Here is a 16,516-nt window from a genome sequence, read left to right as displayed (position 1 = left end):
GTGGAAGAGCGTGCGACGTCGGCACCACCGGCGGGCGGAGAAGACGGTCACAGCGGTGTGGCGGTTCCAGCAACAAGCGTGGCTGGGCGGTCTGCTGCTGTGCCGGTTGACGCCCCGGGGGCGCGTCCAACCTTCCCCGGACGGCGGGAAAGGACCCGTTCGCGGCTTGCCCGGCTTACCGGACGTGGGGTAGCTCCGTATTCGCCCATCCTGGAGCCGCTCCTCCGCACTGTCAGGGCCAACAACCCCAAAGAGGATTTCGACCTCATCCAGCGCGCCTTCGCAGTGGCCGAGCAGAGCCACCAGGGGCAGAAGCGCAAGAGCGGCGACCCCTACATCACCCATCCCGTCGCCGTCGCCACGATCCTGGCCGAACTGGGCATGACCGGCACCACCTTGGCTGCGGCGCTGCTCCACGACACCGTGGAGGATACGCCGTACACGCTGGCAGACCTGACCCGTGACTTCGGGCCCGAAGTGGCCATGCTCGTGGACGGGGTGACCAAGCTGGACAAGGTCAGCTTCGGTGAGGCTGCCCAGTCCGAGACCGTCCGCAAAATGGTCGTGGCCATGGCCAAGGACATCCGGGTCCTCATGATCAAGCTCGCGGACCGTCTGCATAACGCCAGGACGTGGCGTTTCGTCTCTGCGGAATCTTCCTCCCGCAAGGCTCGGGAGACCCTGGAAATCTTTGCCCCGCTGGCGCACCGCCTTGGCATGAACACCATCAAGTGGGAGCTCGAGGATCTCTCCTTTGCAGCCCTGTATCCCAAGGTGTACGAGGAAATCGTCCGGATGGTGGGGGACAGGACCCCCGAGCGGGAGAAGAGCCTCAGCGTCATCCGCAACCAGATCGCCGACGATCTTCGGACGGCGCGCATCAAGGCCACCATTACCGGCCGTCCCAAGCACTACTACTCGATCTACCAAAAGATGATCGTCCGGGATAAGGACTTCGACGACATCAACGACCTCATGGGCGTGCGCGTGCTGGTTGATTCGGTCCGCGACTGTTACGCCGCGCTGGGCACACTGCATTCGCGGTGGAACCCCTTGCCCGGGCGTTTCAAGGACTACATCGCCATGCCGAAGTTCAACATGTACCAGTCCCTGCACACCACCGTGATCGGTCCGGGCGGCAAACCGGTGGAGATCCAGATCCGTACGCATGAGATGCATCGCAGGGCCGAATACGGTGTGGCCGCGCACTGGAAGTACAAGGATCAGCCCAACCGTACCGCTGTCGGCCCCGGCAGCCCCCGGGACGGAGACATGGGCTGGCTGAGGTCGCTGGTGGACTGGCAGCAGGAAACATCGGATCCGGGCGAGTTCCTGGACTCTTTGCGGTACGAGATCAACGCCCGTGAGGTGTTCGTCTTTACCCCCAAGGGTGAAGTCATGGCTTTGCCCGCAGGCTCTACTCCCGTTGACTTCGCCTATGCCGTGCACACGGAAGTGGGCCACAGGACCATTGGTGCCCGCGTTAACGGCAAGCTCGTTCCGCTTAACAGCGAACTGAACCACGGCGACTGGGTCGAAATCTTCACCTCCAAGGCCGAAGGTGCAGGTCCCAGCCAGGACTGGCAGCACTTCGTCAAATCGGCCCGTGCCCGCAACAAAATCCGCCAGTGGTTCACCAAGGAACGCCGCGAGGAAGCAATTGACCGCGGCAAGGACATGCTGACGCGGGCCATGCGGAAGCAAAACCTTCCCTTGCAGCGGCTCATGACCCACGACGCGCTGTCTGCTGTGGCCGAGGAGTTCCACTACGTCGATATCTCCGGGCTCTACGCGGGCGTGGGCGACGGACACACGTCCGCCCAGTCGGTCATGGAGAAACTCGTCGAGCACCTGGGCGGCCAAGAGACGCCGGACGAGGACCTTGACGAGGTCAGCATCCCCACCCAGGTGGCCAAGTCCAAGTTCTCCGATTCAGGTGTGATCGTGCGTGGAGTCGGGGATGTCTGGGTGAAACTCGCCCGGTGTTGCACTCCGGTGCCGCCGGATCCGATCCTTGGCTTCGTGACGCGTGGTTCGGGAGTCTCTGTCCACCGGACGGACTGCACCAACGTTTCCGGGCTCCGGGACCAGCCGGACAGGATCGTCGAGGTCGAGTGGGCGCCGACGCAGTCAAGCGTGTTCCTCGTGGAGATCCAGGTCGAAGCATTGGACCGGAAGTCGCTCCTCTCCGACGTCACCCGTGTACTTTCGGAAAACCACGTGAACATCCTGGCTGCTTCGGTGCATACGTCCAGCGACAGGGTAGCCATCTCGAAGTTTGCCTTCGAGATGGGGGATCCGAAGTATCTCCACCATGTCCTAAGCGCTGTTCGTCGCATTGACGGTGTGTTCGACGTGTACAGAACTACCGGCAACCGTCGCCGCACCTAGCGTTCAGCCAGCGCGGCGAGTGTCGTCAAGGCCCGTTTCTTGTGGGGAACGCGCGGTGCGGCCTCGACGGCCAGTGTGAGTAGCCGCAGGCGAACGCCCAGGTCCGGACGTGCCAGCAGCGAGAACAAGGCCGGCAGTGCCCGTTCTTCCTCGATATGCAGTGCGATGTCCGCTGCCGTCCGCAAGGGACTGCTGACGAGCATGCCGCCGAGGCTCACGACGTCCATTTGGCCCAGCCTGACTTCGTGGAGGCTGCAGTCCCGGGCGCCGCGGAGACTTGAGATACGGTGCTTCGCGTCGACCAGGAGTGACAGCCGCTCCGGAGGAGCCGCGCAACCGTAGATCCAGGCTGCTGTCAGGCGCCCCGCCACGACCTTGGTGCGCATCCTGGCGGGAACTGTGAGGGCCGCCGCACGTGCGCGCAGCCTCGGGGTTGTTGCCACTCCAGGGGCTGCGTAACTCTTTCCGTAGAGCGGGCGAAGGATCCCGTCCAGTGCCATGCTTTGAAGCTCCGGCCACGTGAATATCCGGCTGGGGGAGTACAACTCTTGGAGGGCGGGCTCCTGCAGGTGCGCGGCGGGATCGAAGGAGTGCATGCTCTGATCATTTCCCGCAGCCCTTAAATGCGCACAGGCCCCGGTTCGGTTATGTGGATAACCAAACCGGGGCCTGCAGCCACGCGGTAAGTCTGCCTACGCGAGGTCGCTCGCGGACCGCTGGATCTGGTCCAGCCAGGACTGACGGGCGTCAAGGGCTTCCCGCGCTTCCTTGATGCGACGCTGGTCTCCGGCTATTTCTGCCTTTTCCAGATCGTCCTTCAGGTTGGCGATGGCCGACTCCAGTTGGCTCAGGGCGCTGTTGGTGCGCGCCTTCGTTTCAGGATTGCTGCGGCGCCACTTTTCCTCTTCGGCTTCACGCACGGCATCTTCAACCTTGCGGAGTCCGGCTTCGATGCGGCCCATGTCGGCGCGCGGAACCTTGCCGGCCTCCTCCCAACGGTCACGGATGGACTGGAGCGCCTTCTTGGCCAGGTTGAGGTCATTGATGGGAAGGAGGGCCTGGGCCTCGGCAACAAGCTGTTCCTTGACGGCGAGGTTGGCGGTGTACTCCTGGTCGATTTGCTCGTTGGCGGCCTGCCGGTTGCTGAAGAAAACATCCTGCGCCGCGCGGAAACGGGCCCAGAGAGCGTCGTCGTCCTTGCGGCTTGCCCGAGGCGTCGCCTTCCACTGGTCCATGAGCCGGCGGTACTCGCCTGCGGCATAGCCCCAGTCAGTTGAGGAAGACAGTGCTTCGGCCTCGGCAATCAAGGCCTCCTTCGCGGCCTTGGCGGCGGAGTTGTTGCTGTCCAGCTGGGAGAAGTAGGCCCGACGGTGACGGTCGAAGACCGTGCGCGCGGAACGGAACCGCTTCCAGAGCGCATCCTCATTGCTACGGCCGAGCCGGACGCCGCTCTTTTGTGCGGTCTTCCACGACTCGAACAACTCGTTCATGCGTGCGCTGGAGGTCTTCCATTGGATCTGGGCCGGATCCTGCCCCGCAATCGCTTCGGCCTCTGCAACAATCGCCTCGCGTGCAGCGAGCTCGTTGGCCCGCACTGCCTCGTGGGCGGCCTTCTCAGACTGTTCGAGTTCAACGATCTGCGCTGAGAGGGTGTCCAAACGGGCCTCGGCGGAGCGGATGTCACCAACCATGTTGCGTTCGGCCAGCTGCTCACGCAGGTGCGTGACGGTTTTCTGCATGTCCGTGGCCGGGGCCTTTGATGCCACCCGGTGTTCCAGCAGGACTACCTGGGCAATGACGTCGTCGAACTTCCTGGCGAAGTAGCCCAAGGCCTCGTCGGGGCTGACGCCCGGGTACTGGCCCACGGGAATTTCCTCGCCGTCCAGCGTCAGGAAGACGTGGCCGTCCCCTTCCGCGCGCCCCCATTTGGCCGCTTCAGCCAAGGACGCCGCGGAAACCGCAGGAGCGGCGGGCACGACGGCGGCGGGCGCCTTGGGGCGGGCAGCGAAAGCCGCGGGGGACGGGGCAGGACGGGGCGCAGCAGGCTGTTCAGCTGCCGGGGAAGGTTCGACGGCGGGTGCCGCCTCCGGGGCGGCGGTTTCGCCGGCCTTTGGCTCGGCAGCCTCGACGGCTTCCTGGTTGCTTACTGCTGCTGTTTCGTCGGATTTCTGACTGTCTGTCACCGCTAAAAGTCTTTCGCTTGGAGGGACTGCTCAGGTAATGCACCCCAGGCGGGGCCTGGAGTTGGTTACTTCAGTGAAAACGAGTCTATCGTGACAGGTGCCACAGGGGCGCCGTCGTTGTTGGTGGCATCTGCCTTCAGCCCCGCCGCAGCGATCTTGGACACGACATCCAGGCCGCTGGTGACCTGGCCGACCACCGTGTAGCCCCCGGCCGAGTCTGCCGGGATGGTTGTGTCCTTGTAGACGATGAAGAACTGGTGCCCGTTCCCGTAAGCGTTGTTGCCGGTTCGGGCTACAGCAATGGTTCCGGCAGGATACGTGTTGTTTGACGGGGTGTTTTCCAGCGGACCCCATCTGTAGTTTGCGTCGTCCGCTCCGTCTTCCGACTTGGCGCCGCATTGCAGCAGGCCGAAGGTTTCGGAGGTTGTCAGCCGGTGGCAGAAGGTGCCGTCGTAGTAGCCCGAGTCGCTCAGGGATTTGATGACGGCCGCGGCCTGCGGGGCGGTTGTTCCGTCAATCCGGACACCAAGTACGCCGCCGTTCAGGGCAAGCTCGCCTGTGAAGGTCTTGCCCGCAGCAGTGTCCGCAGCCGGAACGTCGGCGCTGTTGGATGCCTGCGGTGACGCGGACGGCGAACTGAGCCCGGCCTGGGCCGCGGCGTACTCTGCCTCGGTGGGGTTGGAACTGAAGACCGTTAATTGGAGCACCGCCGCCAGGACCAAAGCCGAGGCTCCGGCGCCCACCGCCACGATGTTGTCCCGCCTGCGCCTTTTGGTCTGTTGCTGCCGCAGGGCACGCTTGGCCTCCATTTGCCGGATGCGTCGCCGGGCTTCGCGGTCGTCCCGCGATCTTGTTGCCAAGAGTCCTCCTGATGGTGTCCACGTCAACGGCAGTCATGCACCCGGGCGTGCTGCATTAGAACTGCGCGCGGGGAGAGCATAAACTGGCTGCCGCACATAGTTTATGCATGACCGTCCGGACTCCTGCCCAATAAACGCTGAATGCATCTTAATTGCAGTGGCGCGGGCTTCCCGCGGTCAGCCTTCTTCGAGGAGACTCTTCCACCATGGCACGTACCGCCTCCCTGTCCGGATTCCCCGAGTGGCTTCCCCAGGAACGGTTGGTGGAGTTGCATGTGCTCGATACGCTGCGCAAGACCTTCGAACTGCACGGGTTCTCCTCCATTGAGACCCGTGCGGTGGAGACGGTGGGGCAGCTGCTGCGCAAGGGAGAGATCGACAAGGAAGTCTACGGCCTGAGCCGCCTGCAGGACGACGACGAAGAGACTGCAAAAACAGGCAAGACTGATCCGAACGCCTTGGCGCTGCACTTTGACCTGACCGTTCCCTTTGCGCGCTACGTGGTGGAGAACGCCGGCTACCTGGCGTTCCCGTTCCGCCGTTACCAGATCCAAAAAGTCTGGCGGGGGGAACGGCCGCAGGAAGGCCGTGCCCGTGAGTTCACCCAGGCCGACATCGACGTCGTGGGAGACGGCGAGCTGCCGTTCCGTTACGACGTCGAAATCGCACTGGTGATCGCAGAGGCGCTGAGCGCCCTGCCCATCCCGGATTTCCGGCTGCGGATCAACAACCGGAAGCTGGCCGAAGGTTTCTACCGCGGCATCGGATTGACGGATACTGCCGGTGTCCTGCGAAGCATCGACAAGCTCGAGAAAATCGGGGCCGGGAAGGTGGCCGGGTTGCTCAAGAGCGAGCTCGGCGCCACGGACGAACAAGCCGGCCTCGCCCTGCAACTCGCCACCATCCGGACCGAGGACACCTCGTTCGTCAAGCAGGTACGCGCATTGGGCGTCAAGGATGAGCTGCTCGATGAGGGCCTCAATGAGCTGGAGCAAGTGATCGAAGCGGCGATTCAGCGCGCTCCCGGGAAGGTCGCGGCGGACCTCAGCATTGCCCGCGGGCTGGATTACTACACCGGGACAGTAGTGGAGACGGTCCTTGTAGGACACGAGCAGCTGGGGTCCATCTGTTCGGGCGGCCGGTACGATGCCCTCGCCAGCAAAGGCAACCGGAAGTTCCCCGGCGTCGGACTCTCCATTGGTGTTACCCGCCTCGTCTCCCGGATCCTGAGCCAGGAGCTGGCCACGGCCTCGCGATCGGTGCCCACGGCAGTCCTGGTGGCTCTGAACCACGATGACAGCTGGTCCGCTGCCCAGGATGTGGCAGCCCAGCTGCGCAGCCGCGGCATCGCCACCGAGGTGGCTGCCAAGGCAGAGAAATTCGGAAAGCAAATCAAGTTTGCCGACCGCCGCGGCATTCCCTTTGTGTGGTTCACCGACGACGACGGCAAGCACCAAGTCAAGGACATCCGTTCGGGCGAGCAGGTGGACGCGGACCCTGCGACCTGGACGCCGTCGGAAGAAGATTTGTACGTTCGGGTGGTTACCGCCTGATTTCCCTCTGACGTCCCTCAGGGAGCAGCGCTGCCGGGGGCGGGTAAACTCGGACGGGATTGTCTTTGCGGACATCCATCAAAAATTCATGCGAAAGGAATGCTGTGCTGCGCACACATGACCTCGGATCACTTCGTTCCGAGCACATTGGACAAACCGTTACCCTGGCCGGCTGGGTGGGCCGCCGCCGTGATCACGGTGGTGTTGCATTCGTCGACCTCCGTGACGCGTCCGGCGTGGCCCAGGTGGTTGTCCGCGAGGAAGAAGTGTTCCACGGGCTCCGGAACGAATACGTCCTGCAGGTGACGGGTACCGTCAGCAAGCGTCCGGAGGGCAATGAGAACCCTGCGCTGGCCACGGGAGAGATCGAAGTCATCGCGGACAAGGTGGTGATTCTTAACACCTCCGATCCCTTGCCGTTCCAGATTGACGAGCACGTGGAGGTCGGTGAAGAAGCCCGCCTGAAGCACCGTTACCTGGACCTCCGCCGTCCCGGTCCCGCCCGCAACCTGCGGCTGCGTTCCGAGGCCAACCGCGTGGCCCGCGGAATCCTCCACGAACAGGGCTACGTTGAAATCGAGACGCCCACACTGACGCGTTCGACCCCTGAAGGTGCGCGCGACTTCGTGGTGCCGGCCCGCCTGGCTCCCGGATCCTGGTACGCGCTGCCGCAGTCCCCGCAGCTGTTCAAGCAGCTCCTCCAGGTCGGCGGTTTCGAGAAGTACTACCAGATCGCGCGTTGCTACCGCGATGAAGATTTCCGTGCCGACCGTCAGCCTGAGTTCACGCAGCTGGACATCGAAGCCAGCTTCGTCGACCAGGACGACATCATTGCCCTGGGCGAAGCGATCGTTAAGTCGCTGTGGCAGCTGATCGACGTCGAGGTTCCCACGCCCATCCGCCGCATGACCTATCTGGACGCCATGGCCAAGTACGGCTCCGACAAGCCGGACCTTCGTTTCGGCCTGGAGCTGACAGAGCTGACCGAGTTCTTCAAGGACACCAACTTCGGCGTGTTCAAGGCCCCTTACGTTGGCGCCGTGGTCATGCCCGGCGGTGCTTCCCAGGCCCGCCGTGCCCTGGACGCCTGGCAGGAATGGGCCAAGCAGCGCGGCGCCAAGGGACTGGCCTACGTCCTGTACAAGGAAGACGGTGAGCTTGCAGGTCCCGTCGCCAAGAACCTCACGGAGCAGGAACGCGCCGGACTGGCGGACGCCGTCGGTGCCAAGCCCGGCGACTGCATCTTCTTCGCTGCCGGCGAGAAGGGCGCTTCACGGTCGCTGCTGGGTGCCGCGCGCGTGGAGATCGGTCACCGCACCGGCCTGATCGATCCGAACGATTGGGCTTTCGTGTGGATCGTGGACGCTCCGATGTTCGAACCCGCCGCGGCCGCTGTCGCTTCCGGTGATGTAGCCGTGGGAGCCGGTCAGTGGACTGCGGTCCACCACGCCTTTACCTCGCCGAAGCCGGAGTTCCTGGAGACCTTCGATAAGGACCCCGAGTCGGCCTTGTCCTACGCATACGACATCGTGTGCAACGGCAACGAGATCGGCGGCGGTTCCATCCGTATCCACGAGCGTGAAGTCCAGGAGAGGGTCTTCCAGCTCATGGGACTGGACAAGGAAGACGCTGAAACCAAGTTCGGCTTCCTGCTGGAAGGCTTCAAGTACGGAGCGCCTCCGCATGGTGGAATCGCCTTCGGCTGGGACCGCGTCGTGGCCTTGCTGGCTGGCGTGGAGTCGATCCGCGACGTCATCGCCTTCCCCAAGACCGGCAACGGCTTCGACCCCCTGACGGCGGCTCCGGCACCGATCACCCCGCAGCAGCGCAAGGAAGCCGGCGTGGACTTCAAGCCCGAAGCCAAGCCCGTTTCCAAGCCGGCTACCCCGTCCGAGTAAGCAAAAGCCCGGACGACTCCGCAGGCCCCCTGTCACGTGCAGGGGGCCTGCGGCATTTCCGCCACCCTCATCAGGCAGACCGTAACCAGGCGGACCCCACCAGACAGACAGTAACCAGGAAGAGCGAGCCACCATGCTCAAGGCCGGAGAGCCAATAGACCAGGAGTCCCTGGAAGAACTCATGGATGCGGCGTGGCCGGCTTTGGAACATGCCTAAGCAGGGCCGTGGATCTTGCGGGCATCGGAAGGGGTGACCCAGCGGGCCAACTCCGTGTGGCCCCGCGGTGCAGTCGCCCATACCGGGGAGGTCGCGGACGCGCTCCGCAGCGCCGCCGACTGGTATCGGCGGCGAAAGCTCCCGTTGATCCTCCAGACCTTCGATGACGCCCGCAGCGAAGCCCTTCACGACGTCCTGGATACGCAGCGGTTTACGCGGCAATCGGAAACGCTGATCATGGTCCGGGGTGCGGAGCCCTTGGCCCCGGTGCCGCAAAGTCCGGCCCAGCAAGGTCCGGCCCGGCCCGGCGTAGAGTTGTCCGGGGTACCGACGGAGGATTGGCTTCGGCTGTGGTGGGCCGTGGATGGCCGGGGCGGGGAACGGGAACTCGCCGTTGCCCGGGAAATCCTTTCCGGTTGCCCGTCCATTTACGCTTTGGCGAGGGACGACGACGGCAACCCGGCCGCCGTCGGACGCCTTGCCTTGGTTGGCGGTCGGGGCGGTATCTACTGCATGGCCACGGCGGCGGGCCGGCGCAGGCAAGGTTTTGGCTCCCTAGTGCTTGCCGCTTTGCTCGAGGAGGGGACCCGGCTGGGCCTGGACGGGTTTTGGCTCCTGGTGACGTCGGTAAATGCAGGCGCCAGGCGCCTCTACGAAACGGCGGGCTTTCTCCGGCAAGGCAGCTATCTTTACCGTCAGGCACCCTTGCGGCGCGCTCCCGGCGGTTGCTGAGTGGGCTAACGCGGGGGATCAGTTACGGTGATCCGTATCGAGCAGGCATCGGTGGCCGCCTTCGCCAGAACAGCGGTCTTGGGTTCCTGCACGTCCAGCAGGGCAAGGCGCGTCCTGGTGGCGAATGGCTTGGCCGGCCCTTGATTCAGGACCTGGTCCACCAGGGTCTTGTCGCCCCCCGGGACGATGTATTCGATGCGGTGGGCTGCGAAGATCGCGCCGATGTGGAGTGCTGCCGCTTCAACCAGGGCATCTGCCTGGTTGGACCGGCGACGGGCAAAGCGTTGCTGGGACTGTCCGCCGGCAGACGTGCGTGACTGCACATAGCGGTTACCGCTTTTTGACGCGAGGATCCGTGACCCCGATGCCGCGGCGACGGCGAAACCGCCCCGCCGGATAAGCACAATCCCGAGCCCGCGTTCCTGGCTGGCCAAAGCCGCCAGCCGATCGAGGTCCGTGGCGCCGCGGCCCGGGCGTCCGTCCACCGGCCACGGGGCCCTGAGCAACGCCTCGGCTCCATCGGCTGCGCGCAGAAGGAGGCCGTCGTCGTCGAAATCTTCCTCCACCTGGCCGTGGCTGGCGGAAAAGCGTTCCACCCAACCGTGGAGTCGGGATGCGGGTACCAGGGCGGTCCGGATGGTGGTTTGGGAATCCCTGCGTTGCGGGCCGGGGGTTTGGGGCTCCACGCGAAATGTCTCCTTTATTGGAACTATGAGTAGCCTATCCATGTGGAAGATCTCTTTGGTTCCGGCGCTGCCAGTGATGACGAGTCAGAGGACTCCGCCGCCGCGGGACCTCTCACTGACGCCGGCTGGATGGCTTCGCAGCGTAGCCCCCTTGCCGTGCGGATGCGGCCGCGGACCTTGGACGACGTCGTGGGCCAGCAACATTTGCTGGGTCACGGATCGCCGCTGCGGCAGTTGGCGGCCGGAGCCGAGGCCTCAGGTCCCGCCGGCCCCAGTTCGGTCATCTTGTGGGGACCTCCCGGAACAGGTAAGACCACCTTGGCGCACGTGATCGCCAGGGGGCCCGGGCGGAAATTCGTTGAGCTGTCCGCGATCACTGCCGGCGTCAAGGACGTCCGGCGCGTGATGGACGAGGCTTTGACCGCAAGGGACCTCTACAAGAAGACGACCGTCCTGTTCCTTGACGAAATACACCGGTTCAACAAAGCGCAGCAGGACGCCTTGTTGCCCGGCGTTGAGAACCGCTGGGTAGTCCTCGTGGCCGCCACTACGGAGAACCCGTCATTTTCGGTTGTCTCGCCGCTTCTCTCCCGGTCGCTCCTTCTGACCCTGAAACCCCTGACGGATGACGACATTTCAGGTTTGCTGCAGCGTGCAGTCGCGGACGCCCGCGGACTTGCAGGCCGCGTGGAACTCAGCGAAGAAGCCCTGGAGCATTTGGTCCGTCTGTCCGGCGGCGACGCCCGCAGGGCCCTGACCGCTTTGGAGGCGGCCGCGGGAGTAGCGTTCGGTGACGCTGACGCCGTCGGGCCTGAGATGTCCGCCACCGACGACGGCGAACGTGGGGTCGGCGAACCCGGCGAGGGCGAACCCGGCCTCGCCGGCGACGGCGCACCGGATGCTCCCGTGCTGGTGGAACTGCGCCACACGGAGCGGGCCCTTGACGCCGCAGCGGTCCGTTATGACCGTGCCGGTGACCAGCACTATGACGTCGCCAGCGCATTCATCAAGTCCATCCGGGGCTCGGACGTCGATGCTTCGCTGCATTACCTGGCCCGCATGCTCGAAGCGGGGGAGGACCCGCGCTTCGTGGCGCGCCGCATTGTGATCTCGGCAGCGGAAGACATCGGCATGGCGGATCCCACCGCGCTGCAGACGGCTGTGGCAGCAGCCCAGGCGGTTCAGTTGATCGGCATGCCGGAGGGCCGGATCATCCTGGCCGAAGCGGTGGTCCACCTGGCAACCGCGCCCAAATCCAATGCGGCGTATATGGGCATCAACAAGGCCATAGCCGATGTCCGGGCAGGATACGGTGGAAGCATCCCCATGCATTTGCGGGATGCCCACTACCCGGGCGCCAAGCAACTCGGCCATGGCAAGAGCTACAAGTACGCCCATGATGAGCCGCACGGCGTGGCAACGCAGCAGTACCCGCCGGACGACCTCGTCGGCAAGGACTACTACCAGCCCACGGCCAACGGGGCTGAGCGGGACATCGCCGCGAGGCTGGAACGCTTGCGCCGGATAGTGCGGGGGCAATAACCCCCAAGGCCCGGCGCCGGCTCCGGGTTCCTGCGGGGTAGGCGCTGCGTGGTAGGATATTTCTTTGTCTGGCATGACCCGACGCACAAATCCCTGAAGATTTCTTCGATGGTGCTGTGCCGTGGGCCAGTAGCAAGTGGCAGCGGTTGGCCGATGCTCTCCCTGATGGAGGCCAGTAACACCAACACACCGCAGTAATTTGGAAGGACACAAGTGGCTAACAACACTCGTGCTCGCCGTACCGCACGCCTTTCGCGTGCACTCGGCATCGCTCTGACCCCCAAGGCCGCCAAGTACATGGAGCGCCGCCCGTACGGCCCCGGTGAGCATGGCCGTGCCCGCAAGAAGCAGGATTCCGACTACGCCGTTCGTCTGCGCGAAAAGCAGCGCCTGCGCGCCCAGTACGGCATCCGTGAAGCCCAGATGACCCGTGCCTTCGAAGAAGCACGCCGCACCAAGGGCCTGACCGGTGAAAACCTCGTTGAGCTGCTGGAAATGCGCCTCGACGCCCTCGTGCTCCGTGCAGGTTTCGCCCGCACCATCGCACAGGCCCGCCAGCTGGTTGTGCACCGCCACATCCTGGTTGACGGCGTCCGCGTTGACCGCCCGTCCTTCCGCGTCGGCGAAGGCCAGCTCATCCACGTCCACAGCCGCTCCGAGGTCATGGCTCCGTTCCAGGCAGCAGCTGCCGGTGCCCACGTCCTGGCCACCACCCCGCCGTACCTGGACGTCAAGATCGACGCCCTGCAGGCACGCCTGGTTCGCCGCCCGAAGCGCTCTGAGGTCCCCGTGATCTGCGAAGAGCAGCTCGTCGTCGAATTCTACGCACGCTAAATTTCAGCAGCGTATCCAAAGAAGCCCGTGGCCAAGCCGCGGGCTTCTTTGTCTTTGAACCCCATGCTTCGCAGGTGAGGCGAGGCTTCCTTTGTCTGTAATGTACTGGGGGAGGCCTTGGCCGCCGCGAAGGCGGGTTGAGGCAGTGCAACGACCCTAGGAGATGAGTTCTATGTCTGGTGGCGACATCGCCGGCCTTATTGCAGCAGGGGTTTTTGCGCTCCTGGTTCTGTTGCTGGCAGTGCCTATCCTGAAGCTGGGCGGCGTCTTTGACGAAGTCCGTACGTCCATCCGTTCCATCAGCGACGGCGCGACACCCCTCATGGACGAGGTGACAGCGACCGTTTCCACCACCAACCAGCAACTGAAGAAGGTTGATGGCATCGCGTCGAACGTCTCGGACGCCTCCGCGAACATCTCTGCCTTGTCGTCGCTGGTTGCGGCCACTGTGGGTTCTCCGCTGATCAAGGTAGCCGCTTTCAGTTATGGCGTGCGCTCTGCTCTCGCATCCAAGCGCACAACGTCCTCCGGCCGCCGCAGCCGCTGAATCCGCACGGCCGCTTGACTGCAGCCTGAATACTCAAGGGAGACACGTCGTGAAGAGAATTGTTTGGATGGGAATCGGCGTTGCCATCGGTGTCATTGCCTTCCGGAAGGTCACCGAAGCGCAGGCGAACATCGGTCCTGACGGGCTGAACCGGGCAGTCGGACGCCTGGCAGATGGCTTGTTCGATTTCGCCGATGCTGTCCGTGCAGGCATGCACGAACGGGAGGCGGACCTGAGGTCGGCCCTGGGGATCGACGCCCCGGACTCCGGCAAGCGGTAGCGGCAGGTTCGCACGCGGGCCCGCAACAGGGCAGAATGGATAGCTGCGGAACGGCACCGGCCGGAACCGCGCACAACATGTGCAGTGAATTGAGAAGGGTAAGTAATCAGCCAATGAAGTCGCAGGAGATCACCAAGCGCTGGGTGGACTTTTTTGTCAGCAAGGGTCACACAGCCGTTCCCTCCGCGTCGCTCGTTTCCAGCGACCCGTCACTTCTCTTCACTGTGGCCGGAATGGTGCCGTTCATCCCTTACCTCACCGCGCGCGAAGAGCCGCCCTACAGCCGGGCAACCAGTGTCCAGAAGTGCATCCGCACAGGCGACATCGAAGAAGTCGGCAAGACCGCCCGCCACGGCACGTTCTTCCAGATGTGCGGCAACTTCTCCTTCGGCGACTACTTCAAGGAAGACGCCATCAAGTTCGCTTTCGAGCTGCTCACCAAGAGCGTCGACGACGGCGGCTACGGACTTTCGGCCGAACGCCTCTGGGTGACTGTCTACGAGGAAGACGACGAAGCCAAGGAGCTGTGGCTCAAGAACACGGCGATCCCTGCCGAGCGCATCCAGAAGATGGGCAAGTCGGATAACTACTGGCACACCGGCCAGCCCGGTCCTGCAGGTCCCTGCTCGGAAATCTACTACGACCGTGGTCCGGACTACGGTGTCGAGGGCGGCCCTGTTGCCGACGAGAACCGTTACATCGAGATCTGGAACCTCGTGTTCATGCAGTACCAGATCGAGAACGTCCGCTCCAAGGTGGACTTCGACATCGTTGGCGAACTGCCCAACAAGAACATCGACACCGGCCTGGGCATGGAGCGTCTTGCGATGATCCTCCAGGGCGTCGAGAACATGTACGAGACCGACCAGGTCCGGCCCGTGATTGACAAGGCAGCCGAACTCTCCGGCAAGGAATACACTTCCGCCGAAACCGATGAAGATCCGCACCACACCGACGACGTCCGTATGCGTGTTGTTGCAGACCACATCCGTTCCGCCCTGATGCTCATTGCCGACGGGGTTGCCCCGTCGAATGAAGGCCGTGGCTACGTTCTTCGTCGTTTGATCCGCCGCGCCGTCCGGGCCATGCGCCTGCTGGGTGTGGAGTCCGCCTGCCTCCCCGAGTTGCTCCCGGTCTCCCGCGATGCCATGAAGGGCGTCTACCCTGTGGTCGAGACGGACTTCGCCCGGATCAGCCGCATCGCCTACGCCGAAGAAAAGGCATTCCTCCGCACCATCGCCTCAGGCACCGCACGGCTGGAAGATGCCGTAGCGGAATCCAAGGCCGCCGGCGTTCCGCTGTCCGGTGCCGAAGCCTTTACCCTCCATGACACGTACGGCTTCCCGATCGACCTGACCTTGGAGATGGCCGAGGAAGCGGGCCTGAAGGTTGATGAGGCCGGATTCCGCGCCCTCATGCTCGAGCAGCGCCAGCGTGCCCAGGCAGATGCCAAAGGCAAGAAGGGCGGCCATGCCGACCTCAGCGCTTACCAGGAAATGCTGGGTGAAGGTGAAACCGTCTTCACCGGGTACGAAGAACTGGAAGGTGAGTCGAAGGTCCGGGGCATTGTCAGCGGCGGCCAGCGGGTTGCCCATGCCTCCACAGGTGACGAGATCGAGCTGGTCCTCAACGAAACGCCGTTCTACGCCGAGGCCGGCGGGCAGGCTGCGGATACGGGCCTGATCACCGGCGACGGCTTCGTCGTCGAGGTCCTCGATGTCCAGCGTCCCGTCAAGGGACTGAGCGTCCATAAGGCGATTGTTCGTGAAGGTGAAATTGCCGGCGACGCCGTGGTTCGTGCCGCCGTCGACCGTGAACGCCGCCACGCCGCTGAGCAGGCACACACTGGAACGCATATTGTGCACGCCGCCCTGCATCAGATCCTGGGGCCGGAAGCAACCCAGCGCGGTTCGTTCAACAAGGCCGGCTACCTCCGCTTTGACTTCGCCTGGGGCGAAGGGCTGAGCGCTGCCACGCGCTCGGAGATTGAGGAAGTTTCCAACATCGCGATCCGCAATAACTTCCGCGTCGACACCAAGGTCATGGGCCTTGCCGAAGCAAAAGCGCTGGGCGCCATGGCGCTGTTCGGCGAGAACTACGGCAGCGAAGTCAGGGTTGTGGAGATCGACGGCGCCTGGTCGCGCGAGTTGTGCGGTGGTACCCACGTCTCCAACACCTCGTTGATCGGCAGCCTCTCGCTCTTGGGCGAGCAGTCTGTCGGTTCCGGAAACCGCCGCGTTGAGGCGTTCGTGGGCTTGGATGCCTTCCGGCACCTGGCTGCCGAGCGCGCCCTCGTCACCGAGCTCACCGAGCTGCTGAAGGTACCGTCCGGACAACTGGCCGACCGTATCTCCAGCACACTGAACAAGTTGAAGGCGACCGAGAAGGAACTTGACCGGCTCCGCAAGGAACAGCTGGCGGCTGCAGCGGCCAACTTGGTGGGTTCGGCCCGCGACGCCGCAGGCGTACGCGTGGTTGCCCACGACGCCGGCCAGGTCGGCGGCGCGGATGACCTCCGCAACCTGGCCCTTGACCTTCGCAACCGCCTGGGTTCGGAAGCCTCAACGGTGGCCGTGGCCGGCGTGAGCAACGATCGTCCCATCATCCTCGTTGCCACCAATGAGGCAGCCCGCGAAGCCGGTGTCAAAGCCGGTGCGCTGGTTCGCCTCGCTGCCGGGATCCTCGGTGGTGGCGGCGGCGGCAAGGACGACGTTGCCCAAGGCGGCGGCACCGACGCTGCAAAGGTCTCCGATGCCCTTGCAGCCGTGTTTGACGCGATAGCCAAGCGCTGAT

The 16,516-nt window shown here is 64.1% G+C and carries 13 protein-coding genes; 9 read left to right on the top strand and 4 right to left on the bottom strand.

All coding sequences use genetic code 11. The features are described from left to right. Positions 1–2,391 carry a RelA/SpoT family protein gene (locus RI444_RS12480; RefSeq protein WP_031215976.1) on the top strand — a complete coding sequence of 797 codons (2,391 nt, stop codon included), beginning with the start codon at positions 1–3 and terminating at the stop codon, positions 2,389–2,391. On the opposite strand, the gene RI444_RS12475 is transcribed toward RI444_RS12480, so the two are convergent. From RI444_RS12475 to RI444_RS12465, 3 genes are all read right to left on the bottom strand, one after another. Next, on the bottom strand, positions 2,388–2,987 hold the full coding sequence (locus tag RI444_RS12475) for a hypothetical protein (protein WP_062096937.1): 600 nt from the start codon (positions 2,985–2,987) through the stop codon (positions 2,388–2,390). The genes RI444_RS12480 and RI444_RS12475 overlap by 4 nt on opposite strands. A 96-nt stretch (positions 2,988–3,083) precedes the next feature. Beyond that, entirely contained in the window at positions 3,084–4,574 is a 1,491-nt protein-coding gene (locus RI444_RS12470; RefSeq protein ID WP_207604559.1) for a DUF349 domain-containing protein, read from the bottom strand. A 65-nt stretch (positions 4,575–4,639) separates the two neighbouring features. Next, positions 4,640–5,434 (bottom strand): peptidylprolyl isomerase, encoded by a 795-nt coding sequence (locus RI444_RS12465; protein ID WP_021470620.1) that lies wholly within the window; start codon positions 5,432–5,434, stop codon positions 4,640–4,642. A 206-nt stretch (positions 5,435–5,640) separates the two neighbouring features. On the opposite strand from RI444_RS12465, the gene hisS reads away from it, so the two are divergent. The 3 genes from hisS to RI444_RS12450 all read left to right on the top strand — a co-directional run bounded on the left by hisS (position 5,641) and on the right by RI444_RS12450 (position 9,834). Beyond that, positions 5,641–6,987, top strand: a complete 1,347-nt coding sequence (gene hisS / locus RI444_RS12460) for a histidine--tRNA ligase (RefSeq protein WP_207604560.1) — start codon at positions 5,641–5,643, stop codon at positions 6,985–6,987. 104 nt (positions 6,988–7,091) lie between these two features. Continuing rightward, on the top strand, positions 7,092–8,885 hold the full coding sequence (gene aspS / locus RI444_RS12455) for an aspartate--tRNA ligase (protein WP_021470618.1): 1,794 nt from the start codon (positions 7,092–7,094) through the stop codon (positions 8,883–8,885). A gap of 232 nt (positions 8,886–9,117) precedes the next feature. Further along, on the top strand, positions 9,118–9,834 hold the full coding sequence (locus RI444_RS12450) for a GNAT family N-acetyltransferase (RefSeq protein WP_316963806.1): 717 nt from the start codon (positions 9,118–9,120) through the stop codon (positions 9,832–9,834). 5 nt (positions 9,835–9,839) lie between these two features. Here the strand turns inward: RI444_RS12450 and RI444_RS12445 are convergent, their stop codons facing one another. After that, entirely contained in the window at positions 9,840–10,520 is a 681-nt protein-coding gene (locus tag RI444_RS12445; protein ID WP_241650841.1) for an acVLRF1 family peptidyl-tRNA hydrolase, read from the bottom strand. A gap of 42 nt (positions 10,521–10,562) precedes the next feature. On the opposite strand from RI444_RS12445, the gene RI444_RS12440 reads away from it, so the two are divergent. The 5 genes from RI444_RS12440 to alaS all read left to right on the top strand — a co-directional run bounded on the left by RI444_RS12440 (position 10,563) and on the right by alaS (position 16,515). Beyond that, on the top strand, positions 10,563–12,062 hold the full coding sequence (locus RI444_RS12440; protein ID WP_179014201.1) for a replication-associated recombination protein A: 1,500 nt from the start codon (positions 10,563–10,565) through the stop codon (positions 12,060–12,062). A gap of 213 nt (positions 12,063–12,275) precedes the next feature. Further along, a complete protein-coding gene (rpsD, locus tag RI444_RS12435) occupies positions 12,276–12,896 on the top strand; it encodes a 30S ribosomal protein S4 (protein ID WP_021470614.1) in 621 nt (206 codons plus the stop codon). Positions 12,897–13,068: 172 nt separating this feature from the next. Continuing rightward, positions 13,069–13,443 (top strand): DUF948 domain-containing protein, encoded by a 375-nt coding sequence (locus RI444_RS12430; RefSeq protein WP_021470613.1) that lies wholly within the window; start codon positions 13,069–13,071, stop codon positions 13,441–13,443. A gap of 67 nt (positions 13,444–13,510) precedes the next feature. Further along, positions 13,511–13,723: a hypothetical protein gene (locus RI444_RS12425; protein WP_021470612.1), complete on the top strand. Its 213-nt coding sequence runs from the start codon at positions 13,511–13,513 to the stop codon at positions 13,721–13,723. 113 nt (positions 13,724–13,836) lie between these two features. Then, complete coding sequence (gene alaS / locus RI444_RS12420; protein ID WP_207604561.1) at positions 13,837–16,515, top strand: alanine--tRNA ligase; 2,679 nt, start codon at positions 13,837–13,839, stop codon at positions 16,513–16,515. Position 16,516: the final 1 nt, after the last annotated feature.

Origin of the sequence: Paenarthrobacter sp. AT5 (assembly GCF_032764245.1) — a bacterium.
GTDB lineage: Bacteria > Actinomycetota > Actinomycetes > Actinomycetales > Micrococcaceae > Arthrobacter > Arthrobacter ureafaciens.
Note: the sequence above shows the minus strand (reverse complement) of the source record. Positions and strands in the feature narration are given on the sequence as shown.

Excerpts from the sequence above, each read along its gene's own strand:
- RI444_RS12425 (WP_021470612.1), top strand. The coding sequence starts at position 13,511 with ATGGGAATCGGCGTTGCCATCGGTGTCATTGCCTTCCGGAAGGTCACC.
- RI444_RS12475 (WP_062096937.1), bottom strand. The coding sequence starts at position 2,987 with ATGCACTCCTTCGATCCCGCCGCGCACCTGCAGGAGCCCGCCCTCCAA.
- alaS (WP_207604561.1), top strand. The coding sequence starts at position 13,837 with ATGAAGTCGCAGGAGATCACCAAGCGCTGGGTGGACTTTTTTGTCAGC.
- hisS (WP_207604560.1), top strand. The coding sequence starts at position 5,641 with ATGGCACGTACCGCCTCCCTGTCCGGATTCCCCGAGTGGCTTCCCCAG.
- RI444_RS12430 (WP_021470613.1), top strand. The coding sequence starts at position 13,069 with ATGTCTGGTGGCGACATCGCCGGCCTTATTGCAGCAGGGGTTTTTGCG.